This window comes from Bdellovibrionales bacterium (assembly GCA_018266295.1).
Lineage (GTDB): Bacteria > Bdellovibrionota > Bdellovibrionia > Bdellovibrionales > Bdellovibrionaceae > JACMRP01.
Genome location: JAFEAQ010000011.1, coordinates 575,045 through 597,443 on the forward strand (window position 1 = coordinate 575,045; position 22,399 = coordinate 597,443).

Below are 22,399 nucleotides of genomic sequence, written 5' to 3' on the forward strand. Positions count from 1 at the left end.
TTCCGTTAACGCAAAGATTTCGCAGGGGGATTCTTATCATGACCAGTCCGTTGGAAGTATTGCTTAAAAAGAAACTCAAAGACATTCAGACGAAAAACACCCGTTTTTCAATGCGCTCGCTGGCCGCAAAGATTGGTATTTCCCCGGGAGCTCTCGGCGACCTGATGAAGGGCAAACGTGCGCTCAGTGATTTCTATGCAGAAAAGATCGCTGCGGGTCTTCATTTGAAAGAAGAGGAAAGAAAAGCCCTCTTTGCTGCCGTCACGACCCGTTCACGCAAGTTCGGCAAACAAAAAATCCTCGCCGAGAATGAGTTCAGCATGATCACCGACTGGGAAAACTATGCCATTTTGAATCTGATGAAAACCAAAGATTTTCGTAGCGATGTAGCCTGGATCGCCGAACGCTTGGCTATTCCCGAGAGCCAAGTTAAAAAATCGGTAAAAGTGATGATGGATTTAGATTTGATTATCTCTCGCCAAGGCGAGTGGATACGAAATCACAACAGCATTTCCACCACGCGAGAAATTCCAAGTCGCTATATTGTTGAGGCTCATAAAAAAGACCTTTTGAAGGCCATCGAAATGTTAGAGAAAACTCCTCTGTCGGCCCGCTCCTACACTTCGATTACGATGCCAATAAATACCGCTAAGATCGAGGAAGCTCGCAAATTGATCCGCAAGTTTCGCCGTAACCTGTGCCTCCTGATGGAAACAGGGCCAAAAGATGAAGTTTATAATCTGAATATTCAACTTTACCCTGTGACCAAATTACAATCGAACGAAGGAAAAAGATTATGAAAACTCTGGTTTTGGCAATTCTCACTCTGTCCTTTTGCCACGCCTGGGCCATCGGTGACGAAAAAGAAAACGGCGGCGATGTCATTGTCTGTGGAACCGGCGATTCCAGCAGCTACGAACTACTGGATCTCTACGAGGCCAAAGCTCTTCATCGTCTAGACCTGGTACCGCCACAGGGCACGGCGCTAGCTGACATTTTTGAACAAAGGATGAAAGCACTCGAAGGAATCGATGCGACCCGTGCGGCTCTTTACCGAGGATACATGGCAAGCTTCATGGCTGAAGCGCGTTTTGTTCCTAACAGCGATTTCACCGACATTCCTGACGAAGGCTTCAAAGCTCCCCCGGCCGGATGCACTCTGCGCCAGATCGTCGTTCAATACGATATTCCAACTCCGGATGGTGTGCGCTATATGGTGAATCAAGATCTTTGGAGCCATCTTGATGAAGAAAATCGTGCGGGCTTGCTGATTCATGAATTTATGTACCGTGAAGGCCGCTTTGCTCAAAACAACTTCCGCACCTCTTCGGGAGTTCGATATTTCAATGCCCTAGTTCACTCAACGAAAATAGCTCGATTGAGCCTGCAGGAATATATCGTTGAGATGCGCGCCATTGGTTACCAAGAAGTCGTGGTTCAAGCAGAGCCCGTTGTTCTCTTCGTCTGGAACGCAGACAAACCTCAAAAGATCGTGCAGGACATCGAATTTCATACAAACGGTAAAGTTGCAAAAGCGACGTTAGCAAACCATTTCTTTCTTCCGGGTGTGAGCAAAGACGAAATCACTTGTCACAAAGCCATCACCGACGAGCACAGTATCTACTTCTTTGAGTCCGGCAATATCGCGACTATACATATTGGCTGCGGCGACGTGGCCTATAGCTTTAAGTCAGGTGACGTCAGCGGATTCAGCTTTGGTTCTACTTTTACCTATGACGATGCCGGACATATTTACAATATATTTACCGAGAATAGTCAGGCTGCGATTTTTAGATACTGGTCTTCAAAAGTTCATATCAGCGGGATGCTGTTCGAGAAACCGAGTTTTGCTTCCGTGACGTTCTATGAAAATGGCCTGCCCTCAATGGTCGAAACCAGCACCACGAAGCATTGGTTTTACGAAAAAAATCAGCAAAGTCAGTGGCAGAGTTTTGTTCCGCAATATGGCCGCGTGATGCTCACTCCTGACGGTGATATTCAGACAGCCGCTCATTAAGTTTCGCTCGTTATCAAGAGTTCCGCTCCCCGAGCGGAGCTTTTCGTTCCCCGCAAATCTGCCTGGTACGAAACCACTGTCTAGAATTGAGTCAGTCCCTTCTCTCTAAAATGTTTCTAGCTATCCTAGATGCATGATCACTAAAACAAGTTTACTTCCTCTGTACATCACCTTGTGCGCCCTCTTTGTTGCTGTCGACTCCTCGGCGGCGATGATTCCCATGGCCTTCTGGCGTCCGCAAGTTCTCCATACAGTTACTTTGACGTCGGGAACCTCTTGGACAGTTCCTACGGACTGGAACAACGGCAATAACTCCATCGAATGCATCGGTGGTGGCGGTGGCGGCGGCGGCGGCAATGTCGATGGCGGCGCAGGTGGCGGCGGCGGCGGAGCTTACGCCAAAGTCAATAATATTGGACTCACTCCTGGAAATCTTGTTTCCTACCAAATCGGTAGCGGCGGCAATGGCGCTGCGGGCTCCGCTGCCGGCGCAAACACAGGCGGTGCCGGTGGCGACACATGGTTTGGTACGACATCGACTGTCCTGGCTAAAGGCGGTGGCGGAGGCTTCGCACTTCTTGCAAATGGCACCAGTGGCGGCGGAGCCGGCGGAAGTGCCGCCAGCAGTGTCGGCACACTCGCCTATTCAGGCGGCAGCGGCGGAAATGAAATTCTCACCTCGGGCACCACCACAGATGGTGGCGGTGGCGGCGGCGGAGCGGCCGGGCCCCTTGGCAATGGCGGTAACGGCGGCCAAGGAGTCAGCAGCGGCGAAGGTGCGGGCGGTGGCGGCGGTAACGGCGGAGGCACGAATGGCAGTACCGCCACCAACGACAACGGCGCCGCTGGAGGAAAAAATCAAGCAGGCTCTGGCAATGGAGCGGGCGGAACCTCGGTCACTAAAACCGGCAGTGCCGGCACGAATGGCGGCGGCGGTGGCGGTGGCTACGGCGTCTGGAATGGCGCTTCGACTGGGTATGCCGGCGGCGCAGGAGGCGCAGGCACGGACCTTCTTGCAACGGCAGGAAGCGGCGGCGGCGGAGGTGGCGGTGGCGGCACCAACGGCACCGATGGAGCGGGCGGCGCCGGAGGAAACTACGGAGCCGGTGGTGGTGGTGGCGGCGGTGTCGGTTCGACTAAAGGAACCGGCGGCAACGGTGCACCTGGCGTGATCGTTATTAAATATTATTCTTACTAGATCTTACAACTGAGGGGGACCTTCGATGAAGCAACTGATTTTCACTTTAGCTCTGCTTGCCAGTGCTAGCACGGCTTCTGCAGCCAAAGTTTCTAAAATGGTGATCCTGTCTAAAGCACAGTCAATCCCGCTGGGGCAATGTTCCGGCGCAGTCAACGTTCAGTCACAAAGCAGTGCCTCGGTTGCGACGGCCGTTACTAAGGACACTCTGATTTATTTCACAGGTTCGAGTAAATCGCTCAAGTTTTATGCCGATGCAACCTGCTCCATCGCCGTTTCAAAAATCACCCTGCGCTCAGGAAAGAGCCAAGCTAACTTTTATTTTAAAGGCCTCACGGCAGGCGCACAAACAGTGATCGTCGCGACGATGAATTACATGGATGATCGCCAATCGGCCAATATTCTCAGCTCGGCAGCACCGACGCCGGCTCCATCGATGACACCGGCACCGACGGCAACTCCGGCTCCTGTGGCGACGCCGGCGCCGACGCCAACTCCCGCATCTACTCCTACTCCTGCCGCTCCGGTCACAGCAGGACGCTCGGTCCCCTCACCGCTTTATGGCGTGACTCTTGATGACGTGTCGAATGTCTCAGCCCAAGTAACATCGTTGCAATCGCTGGCGCAAATGCCAACGACACGTGTGGTGTTTGATGGCGGCGTGAATCCGTCTTATTACACCGGTCCGGTTCAAAAACTGCGTTCGGTCTCATATATCATGGGACAGATTCTTGATTCGACAGAAATGGGTAAACTCACGGTAGCTCAGTATCAGCAGCGCACCCAAAGCTATGTCGATGCGATGAGCAGTCAAGTCGACATTTGGGAAATCGGTAACGAAGTCAACGGTGGCTGGCTCAGCGCAAATACTCAAGCACAAATCCGCGCGGCTTATAATATTGTGACGGCCGCCAAAGGCGCTACGGCTGTGACTTTCTTCTATGAAGGCGAACCCACGGATGCGAAAAACTGTATCGATAAAGCCAACACTGGCAATGATATGTTCACTTGGATTCGCACCAACTTCCAGCTGGACTTGCCACCTGAGCAGCGCAATCCAGAAAACGAAAAAGTTCGCCTAGGTCTGACTTATGCTCTGATTAGTTGGTATCCGCAGCAATGCAACGATATTCAACCGAATTGGTCTCAGATCTATGCCAAGCTCGCAGAGATTTTTCCGAATTCAAAAGTGGGCTTTGGCGAGATCGGTACCGAAAGCCCCCAAAATGGCTCGGCCTATGAAGTGAACCTGATCAAGCAATTCTATCCGATGGCGAAAACCACGCAAATGCCTGCAAGCTATATCGGTGGTTACTTCTGGTGGTACTATGCTGAAGAGATGGTGCCGTCGACGAAGACGCCGCTCTTTAATATTCTGAACGACGCAATCAAATAGCGCTCCCTCCATATGCGGGTTGCCATGGTGGCGCCCGCTTATGGATCTTTTCACCCAGGGTCTATGCTCGGAGCCAATTCATTGACACAAGTAATGGCATTCAGAGTTCTCGGATATCCCACCCACGGCAGAAGCTGAGTGATCACGTTCAGCAGGACTCCCCGGTCATTGCCGACGTTGAGATTACCGCGAACATGCCCTTTGATTTGCCCTTCAGTCCCGCCCATCGCAATAAGAATTGCTAAAGTCACAAGCTCACGGTGTTTAAGGTCTAAGCCTTTACGCGTATAGAAATCTCCGAAGCAATGCCCTGATAGAAATCTTTGAATGTGCATAAGGTCTCTGGGCGAATTCACATACATTTGATCAATCGCCGACGACCCGAAGATCTCTTTTTGTGTCGCAAGACCTTTATCAAATCGTGTTTCACGCGTCGTCGTTGATTGTCCTTCGATTGGCAGCTGAATTTTTCTATTAGCAAAAATCTCATTCGTCGCATGCAAGAAATCAAAAGCCTTCGCCATGCCAACGTAGGCGGTTGCTTGATAGAGAATCTCTTTGATGGCAACCGGAGTGACACCCGCATTGAGTGCCGCCCCTATCATGATTTTGTACTCAGACAGAGCCCCGCTGCCAATGGTTGAAGCGACTATCACCATGATCCGCGTCTGCTCGTCGATTTGGCTGAGTTCAAGAACATCATCAAAAGCCCAGTTATCGAAAATCGCAATCAACTCAGGATCCGTTTCTTTCAAAACCGACTTATAGTTTGGAAACATTGCTTCGTGATTTCTGTGAGCAGCCGCTGTCAGCTGCTCACTGGGACGTGGACTTGAACTCATAGCTCACCTACCTAACGGTCAATGCGTTTTTGTAAATTCTCTGGGTAACGTTCGCCCTTCACTTCGAGTTTTGCAGCCGCTGTGTTAATGGCCTCAAGCTCTGTAGGACTGAGTACGACATTGATGGCTGCCGTGTTTTCTTTCACGCGAGAGATCTTTGTCGTTCCAGGAATCGGCACGATCCATGGCTTTTGTGCCAAGACCCACGCCAAAGCCACTTGCGCTGTCGTCGCTTTCTTTTCTGCTGCTACTCGTCCCAGCAAATCAACAAAGGCGTGGTTCACGGCAAGGTTCTCGGGCTGAAAGCGCGGAACGATATTGCGGAAGTCCCCCGTACCGAACTTCGTATCAGCCGACATTTTTCCTGTCAGGAAACCTTTACCGAGAGGACTAAACGGCACAAAGCCAATGCCAAGCTCTTCAAGAACCGGCAGGATCTTCTCTTCAGGTTCACGCCACCAGAGAGAGTACTCGCTCTGAAGCGCTGTCACCGATTGCACCGCATGGGCTTTACGGATATTGGCAACGCCTGCTTCAGAAAGACCAAAGTGTTTTACTTTGCCCTCTTTGATGAGATCGCGAACAGTTCCCGCGACATCTTCCATCGGCACGTTTTTATCCACTCGGTGCTGATAAAATAAATCAATCGCATCAACGCGAAGGCGCTTTAATGAGGCCTCGCACACCTTGCGGATTTGCTCCGGTCGGCTGTCGGTTTCACTCCAAGCATCATGTTTAAATCCGAATTTTGTCGCAATGACGACTTTGCCTTTATAGGGGGCAAGGGCTTCACCTACGACTTCTTCATTCACAAAAGGTCCATACACCTCGGCGGTATCAAAGAACGTGACACCTTCATTGTAAGCAGCTTGAATCACTTTGATCGCATCTGCTTTTTCGAGTTTTTCGGCATAGCCAAAGCTGAGGCCCATACAGCCAAAGCCGATGGCAGAAACTTCAAGACCGGATTTTCCTAATTTTCGCTTTTGCATACTCTGCTCCTTGTTAAATTTGCCCCATATCCATCACGAAACGATAACGAACATCGCTTTTCAGCACGCGCTCGTAAGCTTCGTTGACGAGGCTCGGTTTGATCACTTCGATTTCCGGAGTGATCTTATGTTCGGCGCAGAAATCCAGCATTTCTTGCGTCTCTTTAATAGAACCAATCACCGACCCCGCATAATTTCTTCTCATCATAATGAGCGGAAACGGATGAATCGAAAGCGGCTTCTCGGGCGCGCCAACGGAGACCATCGTTCCATCCATCTTAAGCAAACTGAAATAACTAGCCATATCAAGCTCTGACGATGAGACCGTGTTAATGATCAAGTCAAAAGTCAGCGCATTCTGCTGAAACACGTCGGGAGTTTTTGTCAGAAGAAATTTGTGGGCCCCCAATTTCTGAGCATCTTCACGCTTGCTTTCGGAATGACTCAGTACTGTCACTTCAGTTCCCAGGGCGGCTGCGATTTTGACTCCCATATGACCAAGACCACCGAGGCCCATGATGCCGACTTTTTTGCCTGGTCCCGCCTTCCAGTGAGTCAGTGGCGAATACAAAGTAATGCCCGCACACAAAAGGGGCGCCGCCTTCTCCAGTGGCAAAGAGTCCGGAATTCTCAAAACGAAGTCCTCATTCACAACAATCACATTCGAGTATCCGCCTTGCGTGATTGCCGAGCCGTCTCGCTCCTGCGAACCATAAGTCATGGTGTTACCGGGGATGCAGTACTGTTCAAGTTCTTGCTTGCAATGGTCACACTCACGGCAAGAATCCACCATGCAACCAACGCCTACATGATCACCGACTTTATATTTTTTGACACTCGAACCGACGGCACGGACGACACCCGCAATTTCATGACCAGGCACCATCGGGAAGGCAGAACCAAATCCCCACTCATCGCGAGTCATGTGAATGTCTGAGTGGCAAATGCCACAGTACTTAATATCGATCACCACGTCGTGTGGTTTTGGATCGCGTCTCTCGAATGAATACGGTGTCAGAGGCGCCTTTGCTTTTGGGGCTGCCATGCCTTTTGCTTGGATCATGATTTACTCCTGGGTGGAAAGGATTCGATTCCCAAAGCATACGCCGAAGATCTTCTAAGAAATACGCCCTCTGGCTTCACGTACTTTGAAGCTCAGCTTCATAATGGTCCCGCATTGCGACGTTTAAATTAATATTATTGTTACGCTCCTCTGGGGTTTGGAGTACAAAAGACCTAAGAGGTGCTCAAAATGGATAAAGATCGCTTAAATGGGCTGATCGCCCTCAAACTCGTCGCTGAAAAAAGAAACTTCTCAAGTGCGGCTGCAGAACTCGATGTTTCGCCCTCCGCGGTCAGTCAGATGATCCGCCAGCTTGAAAGCAAACTCGGCGTCACTCTGCTGGTGCGGACGACTCGTACGACGAGCCTCACGGAAGCGGGTCAAAGATTTCTAACGCAAATGGGGCCCGCGCTTGAGCAAATCCTTGTGACGATGGATGAGATCAGCACTCTGGGGACAAAACCCTCGGGGCTGCTCCGTTTAAATATGCCACGGGCGATTTATCCGGTGTATCTTGCGCCGATTATTTCAAGCTTCACAAAAAAATATCCCGACGTCACTTTGGAGCTCTTCTTTGAAGACGTCGCTTCGGATGTGTTTGAGCAGGGCTTTGATGCCGGCATTCGCCTGTCTGATATTTTAGCCAAGGACATGGTCGCAACCAAACTTTATGGACCGGTGAAGTTTATCACCGCGGCCTCGCCCAAATACCTCGATAAAGTGGGACGGCCCAAGCACCCGAAGGATCTTCTCAGTCACAACTGCATTCGCATCCGTCTGGGCAGTGGCCTCTATGACCGCTGGGAGTTTGAACACAAAGGCAAAGACTTCCAAGTGCAAGTGAAGGGCTCGCTGATTTTCAGTGATTCTCTTTTAATGGTGGATGCCGCAGTCGATGGTCATGGGGTTATCTATGCCAGTGAAGACATCATTCGCGACAAAGTGAAGTCCGGAAAGCTCGAAGTTATTCTCAGTCCGTATGCCGCTGAGAGCGAAGGGTTTTACCTGTATTATCCGAATCGCGAGCAAATGTTACCAAAACTGCGCGCCTTTATCGATCACATCAAAGCGCAAAGCCGCTAATTTATTTTTTAGGTTTACTCACCATCGCGAGAAGAAATTTATTCTCGCGTTTTTTATCGGTCTTCACCGCTTTGGGGGCCGCTTTCTTTTTCGGTTTTGCCTCCGCCGTCTTTTCTTTTGGTGGAGCTTTGAATTTCACCGGAGTTCCCAGCAGCGGATTGTGCTTATTGATCTCGCGAATCATCTGACGGACTTCTTCTTCGAAGGAATCGGTGTTGGCCGGAATATAGAGCCAGTCTCTGTTCGCCGGATGATTTTCTAAGAACGAGTACTTCAGGAAAAAGGCACTTTGTTTTTTATACTCAATCGGAAAGATCGCACCATTCCAGATTTCAAAAGGATAGACGACACCCTTGTGTTCATTGGTGCCATTGCGTTCCTCGACCAAAATGAGAACCATTTTCTGATCCATGAAATACGCCATACCACCATGCTTAGGGATGGCCTCGAGCCCCGGCGGCAAAAGTTCTTCAATCCAGTAGAGGTTGTCTAAAATCTCGTTCATAGTTTCTTCCCAGAAAGAATCTAGCAAACTCCCTGGACCAGAGCTATCCAAAAAACTTCGCATGACGGCCTCCGCACCTCGGCGTTATAAAATGAATGGAGGTCCTATGATTGCCGATCTATCCCCTGTGTTACGACATCTCGTGAAAGAAACCGTCGCCCTCTTCGGCGAGGTCTTACAGCAGAAGGTCGGCCCGCAGAAATTTCAGCGCATCGAGAAGCTCCGCCAAACCATGGAGTCCCTGCGCGGCCGTGAGCGAGCCACCGAGTTTAAAACGCTTCAGCGCACCTATCAGCAGCTTGCAAAAGTCAGCGCCCAGGAAAAACTCGAAATCGCCCAGGCCTTTGCGCTGATGCTTGAAGTGATGAACACCTGTGAGAATGCTTATCGGAGCTTCCGCATTCGTGAACGCACGCTGACTCAGCCGCTTCTTTCTGAAAACAAACCTGAATCTATTATCTTCGTTCTGACAGCCCACCCCACCGAGGCCCGGGCGCCACAGAATATTTTGATCTTTCATCATGTCCTGGGTGTTCTCACTGAGGTGCTGTCGCGGCCCCACACCGAGCTGCAAGACAATGATCGCAGGATCTTGCGCCATCTCTTTGCAGTGGCTTGGGATACATCGATGGTGCGTACGCATAAGCCCCAAGTGCGCGACGAGGCGGAGCATATCTTTTCGACTCTGCTACGGGATGAAGCTCTCTGTCCCCTGCTCCGGGCGCGCCGCGAGCTTGCGCCGATTTTTGTGCGCAGTTGGGTCGGCGGCGACAAAGACGGCCATCCCGGAGTGAATGAGAAAGTCTTTCGCGAAAGCCTGCAGGTTTCACGCCGTAAGATTCTGATTTTTATTCATAAGCGCCTGCATTCGGTTTTGCAGATCCTTGAGGGTTCGCACTTCGCGGAACTTAAAGACCGCATTCATCAATTCAACAAACTTCTTCGCAGCATCGAGCACGTCCGCAGTGGTGATGGCGGCCGGGTGGTGAAAGCTGATAAAGCTCTGCAAAGCTTGATAGCGCTCTACACGAAAACCCTCGGCAGTGTTCATCCGGAACTCGAGGAAGTTCGCGGGCTGCTAGAGATGTTTCCGGCCCTGGTAGTACCGCTTGAGTTCCGTGAATCTTCGGACCTCTTGATGTCGAGTCCCACAGGCCGTGGCCTTGCCATAGATCGGATGTTAAAGACGCTGGCGCAGATCTCCCGCGGCGGAAAGCCACGCTATTATGTCGGTGAATTCATTATCAGCATGGCGGATACGATAGATCATGTGAAAACGGCGGCCTTTCTTGTGAAAAAGAATCTGGGGGCTCTTTACCTCCCGATCGTGCCGCTCTTTGAACAAGCCCATGCGCAAGACAAAGCTGTCGTCATTGCTGGCGAAATACTGCAAGATCGCGAGCTTCATCATGCGCTAAAAAAATACTGGAACAATCATCTCGAGATCATGCTCGGCTATTCGGATAGCTCCAAAGAAAGCGGCGTCCTGCCGAGTCGCCTCAAAGTGGCAGAGACCATGTATGCGCTGGACGATTTCTGCCGGAAGAAAAAAATCCAAGCGCAATTCTTTCAAGGCTCCGGTGGCAGCAGCGATCGTGGCGGTGGAACGATCGAAGAGCAAACCTCGTGGTGGTCTTCATCGTCTTTGAAAAACTACAAAGTCACTACTCAAGGTGAAATGGTTGAGCGCAGTCTGGCCAACTCGGAGATCACTTGGGGGCAGATTGAAAAGATCGCTTATCACGCCGGTCAGTGGAAGAAAGCCGAAAAAAGAAAACTCATCAAAGTCCAAGCGGTGGATGAATTCGCCGGAAAAGTCGCGCGCCACTATGAATCGCAAGTCGCCTCCGCTGGTTTTTTGCGCGTGGTTGAAAAGGCAACGCCCTACAGTTTTTTAAGCCTGATTAAAATCGGCTCGCGCCCGACAAAACGCTCGACCTCGGTTTCCGTCGCGGGCCTTCGCGCGATTCCGTGGATCATGTGCTGGACCCAAACTCGCATTCTCTTCCCGGTGTGGTGGGGCATCGGCAGCGCCTGGGACGAATCCAGTCCCGCAGAGCGCCGGGTGCTGAAGCACGCCTACAAAACTCATCCGGTTTTTAAAACTTATATGAATGTGCTAGGTTTGACGCTGGCGAAATCAGAGCTAGCTGTGTGGAAAATGTATCTCGAGGAAAGTGCGCTCAGCCGCGATGAAAAGACTCAGGCTTGGCAAGACTTCTCCGCTGAACACGACAAAGCCTGTCGCTGTGCCGTGGCCGTTCTTGGTACAAAAGATTTCCTCAGACATCGTGCCTGGCTGGATGAATCCATCCGGCTTCGCTCACCCATGATTCATCCGCTCAATTTATTGCAAATCCTTGCAATGAAAAACAAAGACGCCAATCTCCTACGAATCACCGTCGCGGGGATCTCCAGTGGCATGATGGCCACTGGATAAGCTCAATGCTATTTCAGCGACACCTTCACGACGTCCGCAAGGGGCGTCGTCTTTCTGCCGATGAGCTCGCTGAGCTCGTGGCCTTCGTGATAAAGACCGCCCACCGCCGCTGCCGCATCGGACTGGGCGAGCACTCCGGCAAAGCCCTCAGGCAATCCCACCTTCGTCAGAAAGGCCTTGTAGTCCGCCTCGGGCAGATTGTTGTACTTCACAGATTTTCCGGATTGTTTGGCGATTTCAGCCGCAAGCTCCGTGAGGCTGTAACTTGTATCTCCTGCCAACTCATAGATCGCTTTTGGTTTTTCCATCGTCATGACTTTCGCCGCTGCTTCGGCATAATCCTGACGAGCCGCTGACGAGATTCGTCCGTCTTTCACAGCTCCGAAAACAGCGCCGTGCTCGACCGCTGATTTTGCCGACATCGTGTAGTTCTCGGTGTACCAGCCGTTACGGAGGAAGCTATACGGGATGCCGCTGTCTTTAATCATTTGCTCAGTGGCTTTGTGCTCTTCGGCCAAAACCAGGTTCGAGGTGTCGGCACGAAGAATGCTCGTGTAAGCAATGAGTTTTAATTTTCCGTATTTTTTCGCGGCATCGATCACAGTCTTATGCTGCTTCAAGCGCGAGCCGACTTCGTTTGCCGAAATCAGTAAGAGCTTATCCACGCCAGTAAGAGCCGCGGACCAAGATTCGGGATTGTTGTAGTCCGCCACGCGCACCTGCACTCCGAGGTCTTTTAAGCCCTGAGCTTTTTGCGGGTTTCTGACGGCGGCGATAATTTGATTTGCTGGTACTTTTTTAAGTAGTGATTGAATGACTAATTGGCCAAGCTGACCTGTGGCACCGGTGACGAGAATCATAGACGAACTCCTTTTAAACGTTTCTAGTTCGTCCTCAGTATAGTTTCTTATTTCGTAGCAATATATCCCTTTATAATGAATACACTGTTGCATATAATGAAACAATGGACCGATTAACTGCAATACAGGTGTTTATAGAAGTCGCAAAGACCGGAAGCTTTACTAAAGCCGCGGACAATCTCGATATGTCTCGTCCGATGGTGACCCGCTACATGACGGCGCTCGAAGAATGGGCCGGCGTGAGCTTGCTGCAAAGAACCACGCGCAATGTTTCCGTCACTCCCGGCGGCGAAGCTTACTTAGAAAAATGCAAACAGATCCAGGATATCGCCTTTGATATCGAGGTGAAGTCCAAAGCCAGCGCCACCCAGCCGCGCGGCGCGATCCGTGTGGCGGCAAGTGTGTCGTTTGCCCAGTCGCAGTTTAAGATGCTCGTCACAGATTTTCTGAAAAAATATCCCGAGATTACGATCGATATGATCGTGTCAGACCGGCCGGTCAACCTGATTGAATCCCACGTTGATTTTGCGATTCGCATTTCTAATAACTTGGATCCGAGCATTGTTTCAAAGCAGCTCGGTGTATGTCGCTCATGCCTCGTCGCTTCGCCGGAATATATGAAAGAACACGGAACCATTAAAAAAATCGAAGATCTGAAGAAACACAAACTCGTGGCTCACAATCATTTTAAAAGCCACCGTCTCGTTCTTCGTAAAGATGGCCGCACGGAGGAACTTGCTTTCACGAGCCCTTTTAGTTCGAATGAAACTTTGCTTTTACTTGAAGCCGTCACTGAAGGCCTCGGCATCGTGATGTTACCGCGCTATCTGGTGCAAAAACAGATTCAGCAAAAGCGCCTGGTGCAGATCCTCCCCGACTGGGAGTTGCCAGAGATCGGCCTGCACATTGTTTTTACCAACAGAAAGTTCATCGCGCCTCAGGTGCGGCTCTTTATCGACTATCTCACCGAAAAAGCCCGCAGTCAGAGCTGGTAAAACAAAAAAGCCCCGGGGTCGTTTTCATGGGCCAACTTGATACCGCACGGGCCGTTTCGGACCGCTTATATTGGCTATGACGTCATTGGAGCAAAGCCGCGTCGATCCGTCACAAATAAAGGATGGGCTGCTGAAGGTCAAAATCGCTTTTGGTTTTGACTCGGGTTTGTCCCCCCGATAAGCCTCTGGGATCCGGGGGGAGCTTCATCTATGAAGACTGCACGCATTTCTTATTTTATTTCAATTTTACTCTTTGTTGGATTTCAGTCGTTCGCGTTTGCGATAGACTCGCTCACGCATTTCGGCGCCGAAACGCCGGCGCTCACGGCGGTGCCGAAAGTTTTCCGCGTTCTTGATTGGAACGTGCATAAAGGGGCGAACAAGGCTTTAACCACAGATTTTGCAACCATCGGCCAAGGCGTTCACTTCAGCCTTTTCCAGGAAGCGGTTGAAAACGATCTTTGGACGGCGAATCTGACCCAAGCTCAGCCCATCCTTCGCTGGTCGCTGGTGCGTTCTTTCTTTAGCCAAAAAGAAAGTGATTATCATGGCTATACCGGCGTGGCCTTGGGTTCGATGGTGGCATCGCTTCAAGAAACGCCGCTGATTTCAACCGTGACGGAGCCTTTTTCAAATACTCCAAAAACCGCTCTAGTGGCGGAATACGCTATCGAAGGTTCCGCCGAGACTTTGCTTGTGATCAATGTACATATGATTAACTTTGTCGGCGACGGGCCTTTCATCACTCAGCTGGGGCAAATCATCGATACGGCAAAAAATCACAAAGGCCCGCTCTTAATGGCCGGCGATTTCAATACCTGGAGTGACAGCAGAATCTTCCGCCTTGCTCAAGCCGCCAAGGCCCTCGGAACCGAGCGCATCCCAATGGACAACTACTACAGTTCTCCGATCATCTATCCTTACGACCATATTTTTATTCGCGGCCTCAAAGTGCGTTCCGCTCAGACACTTAAAAATATTCAAACTTCAGATCACTTGCCTCTCGTCGTGGAGCTCGAAATCGTTCCACCGCAAGGTTAATACACTGGCGGAGCTCGATTGAAGCTCCGCATCCAGACCTCTCTCTCGGCCTTACGAAATCCAAAAAAAAAATTCTTGCCGGGACTTGACACTAAAATCAGAATTGTCAAAATTTTTAGTGAGATTCAATTTTCTGTTTCATTTCTAAATACAAACCGAAAGGAGGAGGACTATGAAACAGCATAAAGAGATCGAATTCCATCTTCTCGCGGTTCCACCGCCCTTATAAATATTCATTCTTTCATTTTTAGTATTCACTTCGGTCTATCACTTAGGCCAAGGACAAACTTTTTCTAAAAGGAGGTCTGAATGTTTAAGGATGAAGTTTCTATTCAATATCAGGGATTCCATCCCTCTGAATTTACTCGCTCACACGTGAGTCTTGTCATGAGCGAGCTTCAAGATGAGGCACCCTATGGAGCCACCCTCAAAGGGATTTTTATGCGCAGAGAAGATCAGTTCAAAGCAACGGTCACTATCTACTCGTCTGCGGGAAAATTCTTTGCGACCGCCACCGGGCGAAAACTCAAGAACGTAACGGATCAAATACTCCGTCAGATCCGGCGGCAACTGGAGCAATGGAAATCGCGCAGATCGCGCTTTTACGAACGTGAAAAACTCCCTCGTGGAGCGAACAATCAACAGATAAAGGAGGTGTACTATGACTCGTCAGACAGCGTGGCGTAATATACTGGATAACTTGTTTGTTGCTGTCGTTTTAACAGCGCTTCTATCCGTCGCCACTGGTTTAGTAGCTTGACAAAATATTTTTTGAACTAATTTTTTTATTAGAAACTATTGAACTCTATTTCACAAAGGAGGTTTGAAATGAGAACTACAATGTTAACGCCTTATTGGAAAAATGCCGATCTTACTTCAGTACTCTGGAATGAGATGGACCGCTTTTTCACGGACTTCGGTATGTCACCTTTCACCTCAGTCTATGATGAGCGGGCGTTTTCTCCGAGATACGACATCAATGAGACCGCCGATCACATCTTATTCAGTGTTGATCTTCCTGGCATGAAAAAAGAGGATATCAAAATAGAAGCCGTCAATAATATGTTGACCGTTTCCGGCGAGCATAAAAAGTATGGCTTCTTTAAACGCAGTTTTCCTCTCTCAGCCTCTCTTGAGATCGACAAAGCAGAAGCGCGCTATGAAAATGGCGTTCTCGAGCTTTATCTGCCAAAGGCAGAGTCAGCGAAACCACGACAAATCGCCATCCAAACCGGCCAAGGCGGTTTCATTGAAAAACTATTGAGCTCTAGAAAAAACAATCAGGAACTCAAAGACGTGAAGGTCTCGTGAGAGTGACTTCACATAATGCCATCCCGTGGCCTTAACGGCCACGGGATTCTACTATCAAACATGAGCCCACTATCCGACCGACATCGTCGCGTATTTTTCAGCAAAGTCACAAAGCTGTTGCAGATCGACGGGCTTGCGTAAAACTGTTACTACGTTTCCCCGCACATTCATCTGCGACGCCGTCACCACGACAATGGGAATATCTTTAAAACGCGCATTCTCGGGATTTTCTTGCAACTCATGAATAAATCGATGTCCATCCATCACAGGCATCATCAGATCAAGAAAGATCAGCCCCGGCAGGGTCTGTTGACGATGTAGCAACTCCAGCGCAAGCCGGCCGTTTTCAGCGGTCAAAACCGGAAACCCCTCGCCTTTAAAAACTTCTTCCATGTACATGCAAATGGCGGCTTCATCCTCAATAATCAAAACCGCTTTTTTAGAAAGGCTCATAAAACCATCTCTTTCTCCACCGGCAAGATGACAGAGAACTCAGCTCCCTCACCTACTTCGCTCTTAAGGTGGATTTCTCCGCCATGAAGATGGGCAATGCTTTGTGAAATATACAAGCCAAGCCCCATGCCGCTGACCTCATTTGCGCTAATCGCGCGCTCGAAACGTTCAAAGATCCGCAGTTGATCGCCCTGTGAAATTCCCTTACCGTGATCTTTTACGATGATGCAAATCCGGTTTTGTTCCGGTCTTAAAGAAAGATGCACCGGTTTGTTATCGCCATATTTGAGAGCATTGCTCAGCAAATTCAACAAAACCTGCTCGAGACGGAACCAGTCCCAGTGACCATATAAGGACTTTGTCTCTGACAGATCGAGAATAATATTTGTATTTTCGGTTGCTTCACGAAAGCGCTCCACGACATCGCGAACAAGTTTGCACAGATCAAAATACTCATACGACAACTTCAAACGCCCTTCGGCAATCTGGGTGGCGTCGAGCAAATTATCCACGAGCTGATTCAAGCGGCGTACATAGCTAAGCTGCTCAGCAAGGCCCGCGGCGATTTTCTCGGGGGTAAAGGACGACGGATAATTGCGTTGTAAATCGCGCTGACGAAGCTGAATCTGCATATGCAAATTAGTCAGCGGCGTTTTCAGCTCATGGCCCGCGATTGTCAAAAACTGATCACGGGCCTGAATCGCCTGTTGCAAGGCTTCTTCACGCAGTTTGCTGTCGGTAATATCAAAAACGACTCCGGAAAAGCGCTCGGGAGTTCTAGACCCTGGCGCAAACGCACAGCGCCCCCGGGACAAAACCCAGCGAAGCTGTCCCGGCTCTGGAAAGATACGATAAGCGAGTTCGTAAATCCCGTTTCCTTCAATCGCATTATTGATCGCGGCATTCATGAGCCCCACATCTTCGGAATGGACTTTACTCTGAAGGATGGAGCGACGATTGGCATACTCATGGGCGGTGACGCCCCACAAATCCAGCATTTCTTTGGAACAGCTGACTGAACCGTCTGCGAGATGAATATCCCAGGTGCCCATGCGACCTGACTGCAATGCAAACTCTAGATTATCGTGAACGAATTGGATCTGTTTATCGGTGTACTGGCGCTCCTTCAACTGGCGGTAGAAAAACCAAGCCACGGCGACCGCCACGAAAGTCGTCATACATGAAACTATCGATAACCAAGAAATTGAACTATCCACAGACCCCGCTTATTTTCGTCAAAGTATAATTTATATTTCCTCGACTAAATTGCAGTTGGCAAGTGACTTAAAGGCTGAGCTCCTCAATTCGCCACAGAGTCACAACGGCGCCGAGTTCACGATTGATGCGAGCCCGAATGTCCGCAGCTGTCTCGCCAGGCTGATCGTAGGTACTATGAGCGTCACTCACCAACGTGACGCCAAAACCAAGTTCAGAAGCCTTTTTACAGTTTGCGGCTATACAAAATTCTGATTGAAGGCCGGCAACGATCAACTTTTGAATGCCTTGACGGCGAAGACGGTCCAAAAGATCGGTCTCAGTGAACGCGTCGTTCTGAGTTTTCTGCAGGATGATATCGCCATTTTGTAACGCGAATTCCGGATGAAGGAGCCACCCCTCGGTACGGGGCTCGTCAGGCTCACCGATGCCGCCGTTATTTTGAATGAACACCACTTGCGTTCCCGAGGCGCGAGCCAAAGCAAGAAGCTTCACCAGTCTGCTTAAAACCTGCTCGGCTTCGAAAACCGGGTTCTTCGGGTCAAACATGTTCATCTGGGCATCAATCAATAACAAAGCAGTGTCTTTATTCATGCCATGAGCCTAACAATAATTCCTATACTTGCCAAACGCTTACAACCCCAATGAAGAGCCCACAAACACTTCAAAACGGTTTTCGTTATCTAAAAGACGTTTGACGGAGCGAAGCCCCACAGTCAAAGGCAGGAAGCGCAGGATTTTCGATTCCAATAAAAGCTCCGCCCCATAGCTATTGAGAGTTTTATTTTCGAGTGCGCCGTTCACAGAGGTTGAATCATAAAAGATATTTCCATAGGCGCGGAGCAAGTAATACCACTGTGGAATATTGAAATTGTCGTAGCTAACCGGAAATGTGTAATTCACCGAGTACTTTTGGTAGCCCGGCACATCTTCATAGTCATAACCGCGCGAGAAAACATAACCGGCGGCGTTTTCTTGCTCCGGCAGAAACCTATATCCCGTGGCGCCCTGCTTCTGTTGATCATAACTCAGCTTGAAACCATCGTGCTTGAAAAACCCCCGGGTCTCAAGAATCGCCGTTTGGAAAAGCCTGTATGAAGACAGCACCGATTTTGACGGCTGCTCGGCATTGTCGTACTTTGCCAAATAGGCCACTGCCCAGGGCGCTTGAATGGATCGCGCATTCGGGTCTTTGCTCCACGCCAAAGTAAGGCTGCTTGAAGTTTTATAAAAATAATTGCTGCCGGAAAGTTCAGCCTCGTTGAATTTGTAGTCCTTGGTATTGGTGTAAGCACCGGATCCTGATAAGCTCACCGCAAAATTATAAAGTCCGCTTTTGTACTGGTATGGAATCACCATTAAAAGGCCCGCAGTGTCTTCCTTCCACTGTGTTTTATCTTCCGTATCGAAGTCTTTAACGTTGCGTTTTCGCTCTTCAGCTTGCACAGAAAACAGCGGATAGTATTTTTTAAAATCAAAACTAAAATCGACAACTGAGCCTTTTTCTTCAGGACTTGAACCAACACCGGCGCCAAGGCTCAGCGTCCGCAAGTAGTTATCTGTTTGGACTCCGAGGCTGCCACCACGGCCCAACAAGAATCCCCAGGAATGGGGGATGAAAAGCTGGCGGTCCAAATCACCGTAAGGTTTCGGCTGATACTTATCGGCGTTTTTTGTATACAGTGCCAATTGCTCGGGAAATTTCTGCAATGGGAACTTATTGTAATTATCCGACGGGCCGTTACCAAGATAATTGAAATCCACCAACTCTGTTGCAGGTAGGGACTCGCAGGCCGCAAGCGGCGCTGACATGATCTTTGTCCCATAAAAATCCATTTCGCTATAAAAAACTTCTTTCCCATCTGTAGAGGGCGTAAAGGAACTCAGCTTCGAACGCGTGCAACGGGCAACGCCATTCTCACCGAGACGGAAGATTTCATTTTGACCTTTGTACTGAGCTTCGAAGAAAAGATTTCTATTTCCGTCTACGAAAATTCCATAAAGCAGGTTGCGGCTCCCCTGCAGAAAGGTCTTCCCGATTTTTTTATCTTTAAGGCTTACTTCGACGATGGATTTATAACCGGTTTTTGTCGAGACAATGGCGACCGCGTGTTCGTCATCTAAGTAGCGCGCCTCTGCCACCTTCATATCCGGCAGCGAGAACGTCTGTAAAAGATTTCCTTGAAGATCGTACTCGGAGATATTCCACGATTGGTCTTCGCGAAAATCTGTTGCAATGATTTTGTTTTCAGTCGCGTTGAAGCTAGGATTATAAAGTCTTTGCCCGGAGGTGATTTTACTTTTCTGGCCATTCTTAAGATTGATGAGAAGCAAATCAGAACTGCTTTTGTGCGCATAGCGGGCGTCAGGTAAAAACTCCGTCGTCACGGCATGCCTCGGGCCATATGCCATCGACATAAAGTCTTTGCTGTAAACAAGCTCTGTCAGTTTTTCTGATACACCATTTTCCTCTTTCATCAGGGCCGGCGAAGAGTCTAAATCCTGGTGAATGTAATAAAGCTTATTCCCCTGTTTATAAGGCGATACGTTATCGCGATACTCCACCGGCTCCTGCCCCGGCGGCATGTCCGCCGACCATTTTTGACGAAGATCAAACATGGCTTCGCCATAAAAGGCTTCAAAGCTCTGCCCCGTCACCCGCTCGAAAGAGCTGTACAAGCGAAACGGATTTGGAAAGCGCGCGACATCGGCAATCACTCGTTGCCAAATATCATCGCCATACTTCTGAGTTGCATATGAAATCAAAGCATAGCCGTAGACATACTGATTCGGCAGATCCGTTTTATAAGTGCCGTTCAGAAATTCATCATAAGACGGAACGCGGTCGCTCAATACCAAGGCCTTTAAACGCGCCATAAATCTGGGTGAGCGTCCCCGGCCGGCATCCGTGTACTTGGTTTCAGCCCAAACGGCGTCCCCTTCCATGTACCACGACGGGAGCGACAAGAAGACCGCGACGACTTCCCCCATATCTCCCATAAAATAATAAAAATATCGAGTGCCGTTGCGGTTAAAGTAATCGAACTGATTAACGTGACGGTATTCATGAATCGACAGAGTTTGATACCACTCCGTGGCGCCAACGTACGGGAAAAAGATCGAAGATGCATACCATTCACTTCGTCGCGGCGCCAATGTCACATAGCCGTTCGGCAGTGCCATCTCGGGACGGAGTATAAGATTAAATAACTTTGGCTGCTGAATACCGTAAGTCTGTCCAACAAACTGAGAGTAATGCTCCACCAGATTGGCAATATAGATAGATTCTGCCTGAAGATAGTCGGGATAAATCAAACGAACAGACTGATTTTCAATCGAGTGCCAATTTAATGACGGCGAGCTTTGCATTAAATCTAAATTCGCATGGGCAACAGAAGATCCCAATACCAAACACATCAACCAGCGTTTCATTCAACAGTCCCCTCAGATGAAGCTATGAATAAACGCTATGATTTTTTAAACTTAAAATCATCTATTATCGTGATAACGCAGAAGCTACATTTTACTCAGCTTCTGCAAGGGTTGCTTCTGAATATCCGGCATGGGCCATGCCTGCATCAGCACCGGCTTTTCAGGGCCGTAAAGCCTGAAAAGAGCGAACCAAGTTTTTCCCGGTCGGGTATAAATCCAATTCGCCTTTTTGTCCTTAGGCTCATGCGGGCCAAAGACGACATCGATAGTACCATCGTCATTGGCTTTTATTTTTTGATAAGAATCTATTCCCACTTTAGGTGAATTTTCAAAAAAGCCGCCCGTCTGTAAATCATAGACATTCAGAGCCCAAAAAATCTCAGACGGAACTTCAGCAGGAATCCGTAAAGAATAATTCTGCTCTCCACGCAGAACCATTCCCTGTGCGTCTTTGAATGCTTCAAGGTATAAAGCTTTCTCGCCGAGTGTTGCCGGTGGCGCAAAAACCAAAAAGAATGCAACGGCTCGCGCGCGGTAATCGAAAGTCTTTTCGGTTTTAAAACTAAAACGGCTTTTACTTCCCGCGATAAGGCTTTCATTCAGCCCCCAGTGTGAATTCTTAAACCAAGGGACCAACGCACCCGCAGAGCTATCTTGCAGATGCTGATGAACTTCTTTCATCGCCGCGATCAAGATCCCCGTTTGCCGATCAGGATTAAATTTTCTTCCCTTCTCAATGCCGATCGCTTTGAAGGCTTTTGCCATTTCCGCATCTTGTGCCAATGAAGGCTCTTCGGCAAACATTCGCGCAAGACTCGTAAAGAAGTTTCGATCAAACGAAACCAAAGCATTAAAATTTTTCTTACGAAGATCGATAAACCTGTTCATGGGCGGCTTCTTCGCTTGGCTCAAGGGATAGACTTTGATTTTGGCCGAAAGATCCATCGCCTGCTGAAACTCTTTGGCCGTGACTTCGATGGCCAACGGATCAGGAATAACGCGAAAGAGCGAGTAGCTATTAAAGGTCTCTGGCTTCACAACCACATAACCCTTTGGTAGGGGCTTATTATAACCTGGTGGTAAAATTAAATACTTGGCGCCATCGAGATCAACATCCTCCATCGGCGTTTGCCAGGCGTTATTAATAGATCCAAAAATTTCAGCATCTTTTGATTCGGGAATTTCGACGACCACAGGACCGTTCTTGGTATTATAATTCACGTACAAAATCAGCACGCTCGAGTTCGGAGTCGTCATTTGGTTCTTAGCATCCAACGGCAGATAGACAAGATCATTGTATTTTGCGTGGGCGTCACGGAAATAGGCTTGGCGGACAAAGTCCATGGCGACCATCGGATATCCCCAGAGAGCAGCATCCACTGCTTTCTGCTGTAAACTCTCAATAGGTTTTGCAATAGCGATGGCCGAAACAAGGCCAACAAAAATTCCCGCAAGTGCTCTTTGAAACCGCAACATGGAGCCTCCTGGCTCCATAGGTTTTCACAAACTCACTTTGCGGCAATATGTTTTAAGACAAAATTACATCGGAATGCTTT

The 22,399-nt window shown here is 49.2% G+C and carries 20 protein-coding genes; 10 read left to right on the top strand and 10 right to left on the bottom strand.

Annotation, left to right across the window (positions count from 1 at the left end; genetic code table 11):
• Positions 1–38: 38 nt before the first annotated feature.
• From JSU04_11505 to JSU04_11520, 4 genes are all read left to right on the top strand, one after another.
• Positions 39–800, top strand: coding sequence for a TIGR02147 family protein (locus JSU04_11505; protein MBS1970927.1), 762 nt, complete (start codon positions 39–41; stop codon positions 798–800).
• On the top strand, positions 797–2,017 hold the full coding sequence (locus JSU04_11510; protein ID MBS1970928.1) for a hypothetical protein: 1,221 nt from the start codon (positions 797–799) through the stop codon (positions 2,015–2,017). The genes JSU04_11505 and JSU04_11510 overlap by 4 nt, the downstream gene beginning before the upstream one ends.
• Positions 2,018–2,150: 133 nt before the next feature.
• Complete coding sequence (locus JSU04_11515; protein MBS1970929.1) at positions 2,151–3,215, top strand: hypothetical protein; 1,065 nt, start codon at positions 2,151–2,153, stop codon at positions 3,213–3,215.
• A 25-nt stretch (positions 3,216–3,240) separates the two neighbouring features.
• Positions 3,241–4,611, top strand: a complete 1,371-nt coding sequence (locus JSU04_11520; GenBank protein MBS1970930.1) for a hypothetical protein — start codon at positions 3,241–3,243, stop codon at positions 4,609–4,611.
• 50 nt (positions 4,612–4,661) lie between these two features.
• Here JSU04_11520 and JSU04_11525 read toward each other — a convergent pair whose 3' ends face one another.
• The 3 genes from JSU04_11525 to JSU04_11535 are packed head-to-tail and all read right to left on the bottom strand — an operon-like array spanning position 4,662 to position 7,505.
• Positions 4,662–5,453, bottom strand: coding sequence for a carboxymuconolactone decarboxylase family protein (locus JSU04_11525; GenBank protein MBS1970931.1), 792 nt, complete (start codon positions 5,451–5,453; stop codon positions 4,662–4,664).
• An 11-nt stretch (positions 5,454–5,464) separates the two neighbouring features.
• Positions 5,465–6,445, bottom strand: a complete 981-nt coding sequence (locus JSU04_11530; protein ID MBS1970932.1) for an aldo/keto reductase — start codon at positions 6,443–6,445, stop codon at positions 5,465–5,467.
• Between the two features lie 13 nt (positions 6,446–6,458).
• A complete protein-coding gene (locus JSU04_11535; GenBank protein MBS1970933.1) occupies positions 6,459–7,505 on the bottom strand; it encodes an NAD(P)-dependent alcohol dehydrogenase in 1,047 nt (348 codons plus the stop codon).
• Between the two features lie 192 nt (positions 7,506–7,697).
• Here JSU04_11535 and JSU04_11540 point away from each other — a divergent pair, with 192 nt between their 5' ends.
• Positions 7,698–8,591 (top strand): LysR family transcriptional regulator, encoded by an 894-nt coding sequence (locus JSU04_11540; GenBank protein ID MBS1970934.1) that lies wholly within the window; start codon positions 7,698–7,700, stop codon positions 8,589–8,591.
• Position 8,592: 1 nt separating this feature from the next.
• On the opposite strand, the gene JSU04_11545 is transcribed toward JSU04_11540, so the two are convergent.
• Positions 8,593–9,096 (bottom strand): hypothetical protein, encoded by a 504-nt coding sequence (locus JSU04_11545; GenBank protein MBS1970935.1) that lies wholly within the window; start codon positions 9,094–9,096, stop codon positions 8,593–8,595.
• A 106-nt stretch (positions 9,097–9,202) separates the two neighbouring features.
• Between JSU04_11545 and JSU04_11550 the strand changes: the two genes are divergently transcribed.
• Positions 9,203–11,536, top strand: a complete 2,334-nt coding sequence (locus tag JSU04_11550) for a phosphoenolpyruvate carboxylase (GenBank protein MBS1970936.1) — start codon at positions 9,203–9,205, stop codon at positions 11,534–11,536.
• Between the two features lie 8 nt (positions 11,537–11,544).
• Here JSU04_11550 and JSU04_11555 read toward each other — a convergent pair whose 3' ends face one another.
• The gene (locus tag JSU04_11555) at positions 11,545–12,396 is read right to left on the bottom strand and encodes an SDR family oxidoreductase (protein ID MBS1970937.1); all 852 of its coding nucleotides are present in this window, start codon (positions 12,394–12,396) and stop codon (positions 11,545–11,547) included.
• Between the two features lie 104 nt (positions 12,397–12,500).
• Here JSU04_11555 and JSU04_11560 point away from each other — a divergent pair, with 104 nt between their 5' ends.
• The 4 genes from JSU04_11560 (at position 12,501) to JSU04_11575 (ending at position 15,743) form a co-directional block, all read left to right on the top strand.
• Positions 12,501–13,391: a LysR family transcriptional regulator gene (locus JSU04_11560; GenBank protein MBS1970938.1), complete on the top strand. Its 891-nt coding sequence runs from the start codon at positions 12,501–12,503 to the stop codon at positions 13,389–13,391.
• Positions 13,392–13,601: 210 nt separating this feature from the next.
• Positions 13,602–14,432 (top strand): endonuclease/exonuclease/phosphatase family protein, encoded by an 831-nt coding sequence (locus JSU04_11565; protein ID MBS1970939.1) that lies wholly within the window; start codon positions 13,602–13,604, stop codon positions 14,430–14,432.
• Between the two features lie 309 nt (positions 14,433–14,741).
• Positions 14,742–15,119 carry a hypothetical protein gene (locus JSU04_11570; protein MBS1970940.1) on the top strand — a complete coding sequence of 126 codons (378 nt, stop codon included), beginning with the start codon at positions 14,742–14,744 and terminating at the stop codon, positions 15,117–15,119.
• A 141-nt stretch (positions 15,120–15,260) separates the two neighbouring features.
• Positions 15,261–15,743: an Hsp20/alpha crystallin family protein gene (locus JSU04_11575; GenBank protein ID MBS1970941.1), complete on the top strand. Its 483-nt coding sequence runs from the start codon at positions 15,261–15,263 to the stop codon at positions 15,741–15,743.
• A 69-nt stretch (positions 15,744–15,812) separates the two neighbouring features.
• On the opposite strand, the gene JSU04_11580 is transcribed toward JSU04_11575, so the two are convergent.
• The 5 genes from JSU04_11580 to JSU04_11600 all read right to left on the bottom strand — a co-directional run bounded on the left by JSU04_11580 (position 15,813) and on the right by JSU04_11600 (position 22,319).
• On the bottom strand, positions 15,813–16,196 hold the full coding sequence (locus tag JSU04_11580; GenBank protein ID MBS1970942.1) for a response regulator: 384 nt from the start codon (positions 16,194–16,196) through the stop codon (positions 15,813–15,815).
• Complete coding sequence (locus JSU04_11585) at positions 16,193–17,413, bottom strand: PAS domain-containing sensor histidine kinase (protein ID MBS1970943.1); 1,221 nt, start codon at positions 17,411–17,413, stop codon at positions 16,193–16,195. Before JSU04_11585 ends, JSU04_11580 begins: the two co-directional genes overlap by 4 nt.
• Before the next feature lie 67 nt (positions 17,414–17,480).
• On the bottom strand, positions 17,481–18,005 hold the full coding sequence (locus JSU04_11590; protein MBS1970944.1) for a cysteine hydrolase: 525 nt from the start codon (positions 18,003–18,005) through the stop codon (positions 17,481–17,483).
• A gap of 39 nt (positions 18,006–18,044) precedes the next feature.
• On the bottom strand, positions 18,045–20,843 hold the full coding sequence (locus JSU04_11595) for a hypothetical protein (protein ID MBS1970945.1): 2,799 nt from the start codon (positions 20,841–20,843) through the stop codon (positions 18,045–18,047).
• Positions 20,844–20,927: 84 nt separating this feature from the next.
• Positions 20,928–22,319, bottom strand: coding sequence for a DUF1254 domain-containing protein (locus JSU04_11600; protein ID MBS1970946.1), 1,392 nt, complete (start codon positions 22,317–22,319; stop codon positions 20,928–20,930).
• Between the last annotated feature and the right edge of the window lie 80 nt (positions 22,320–22,399).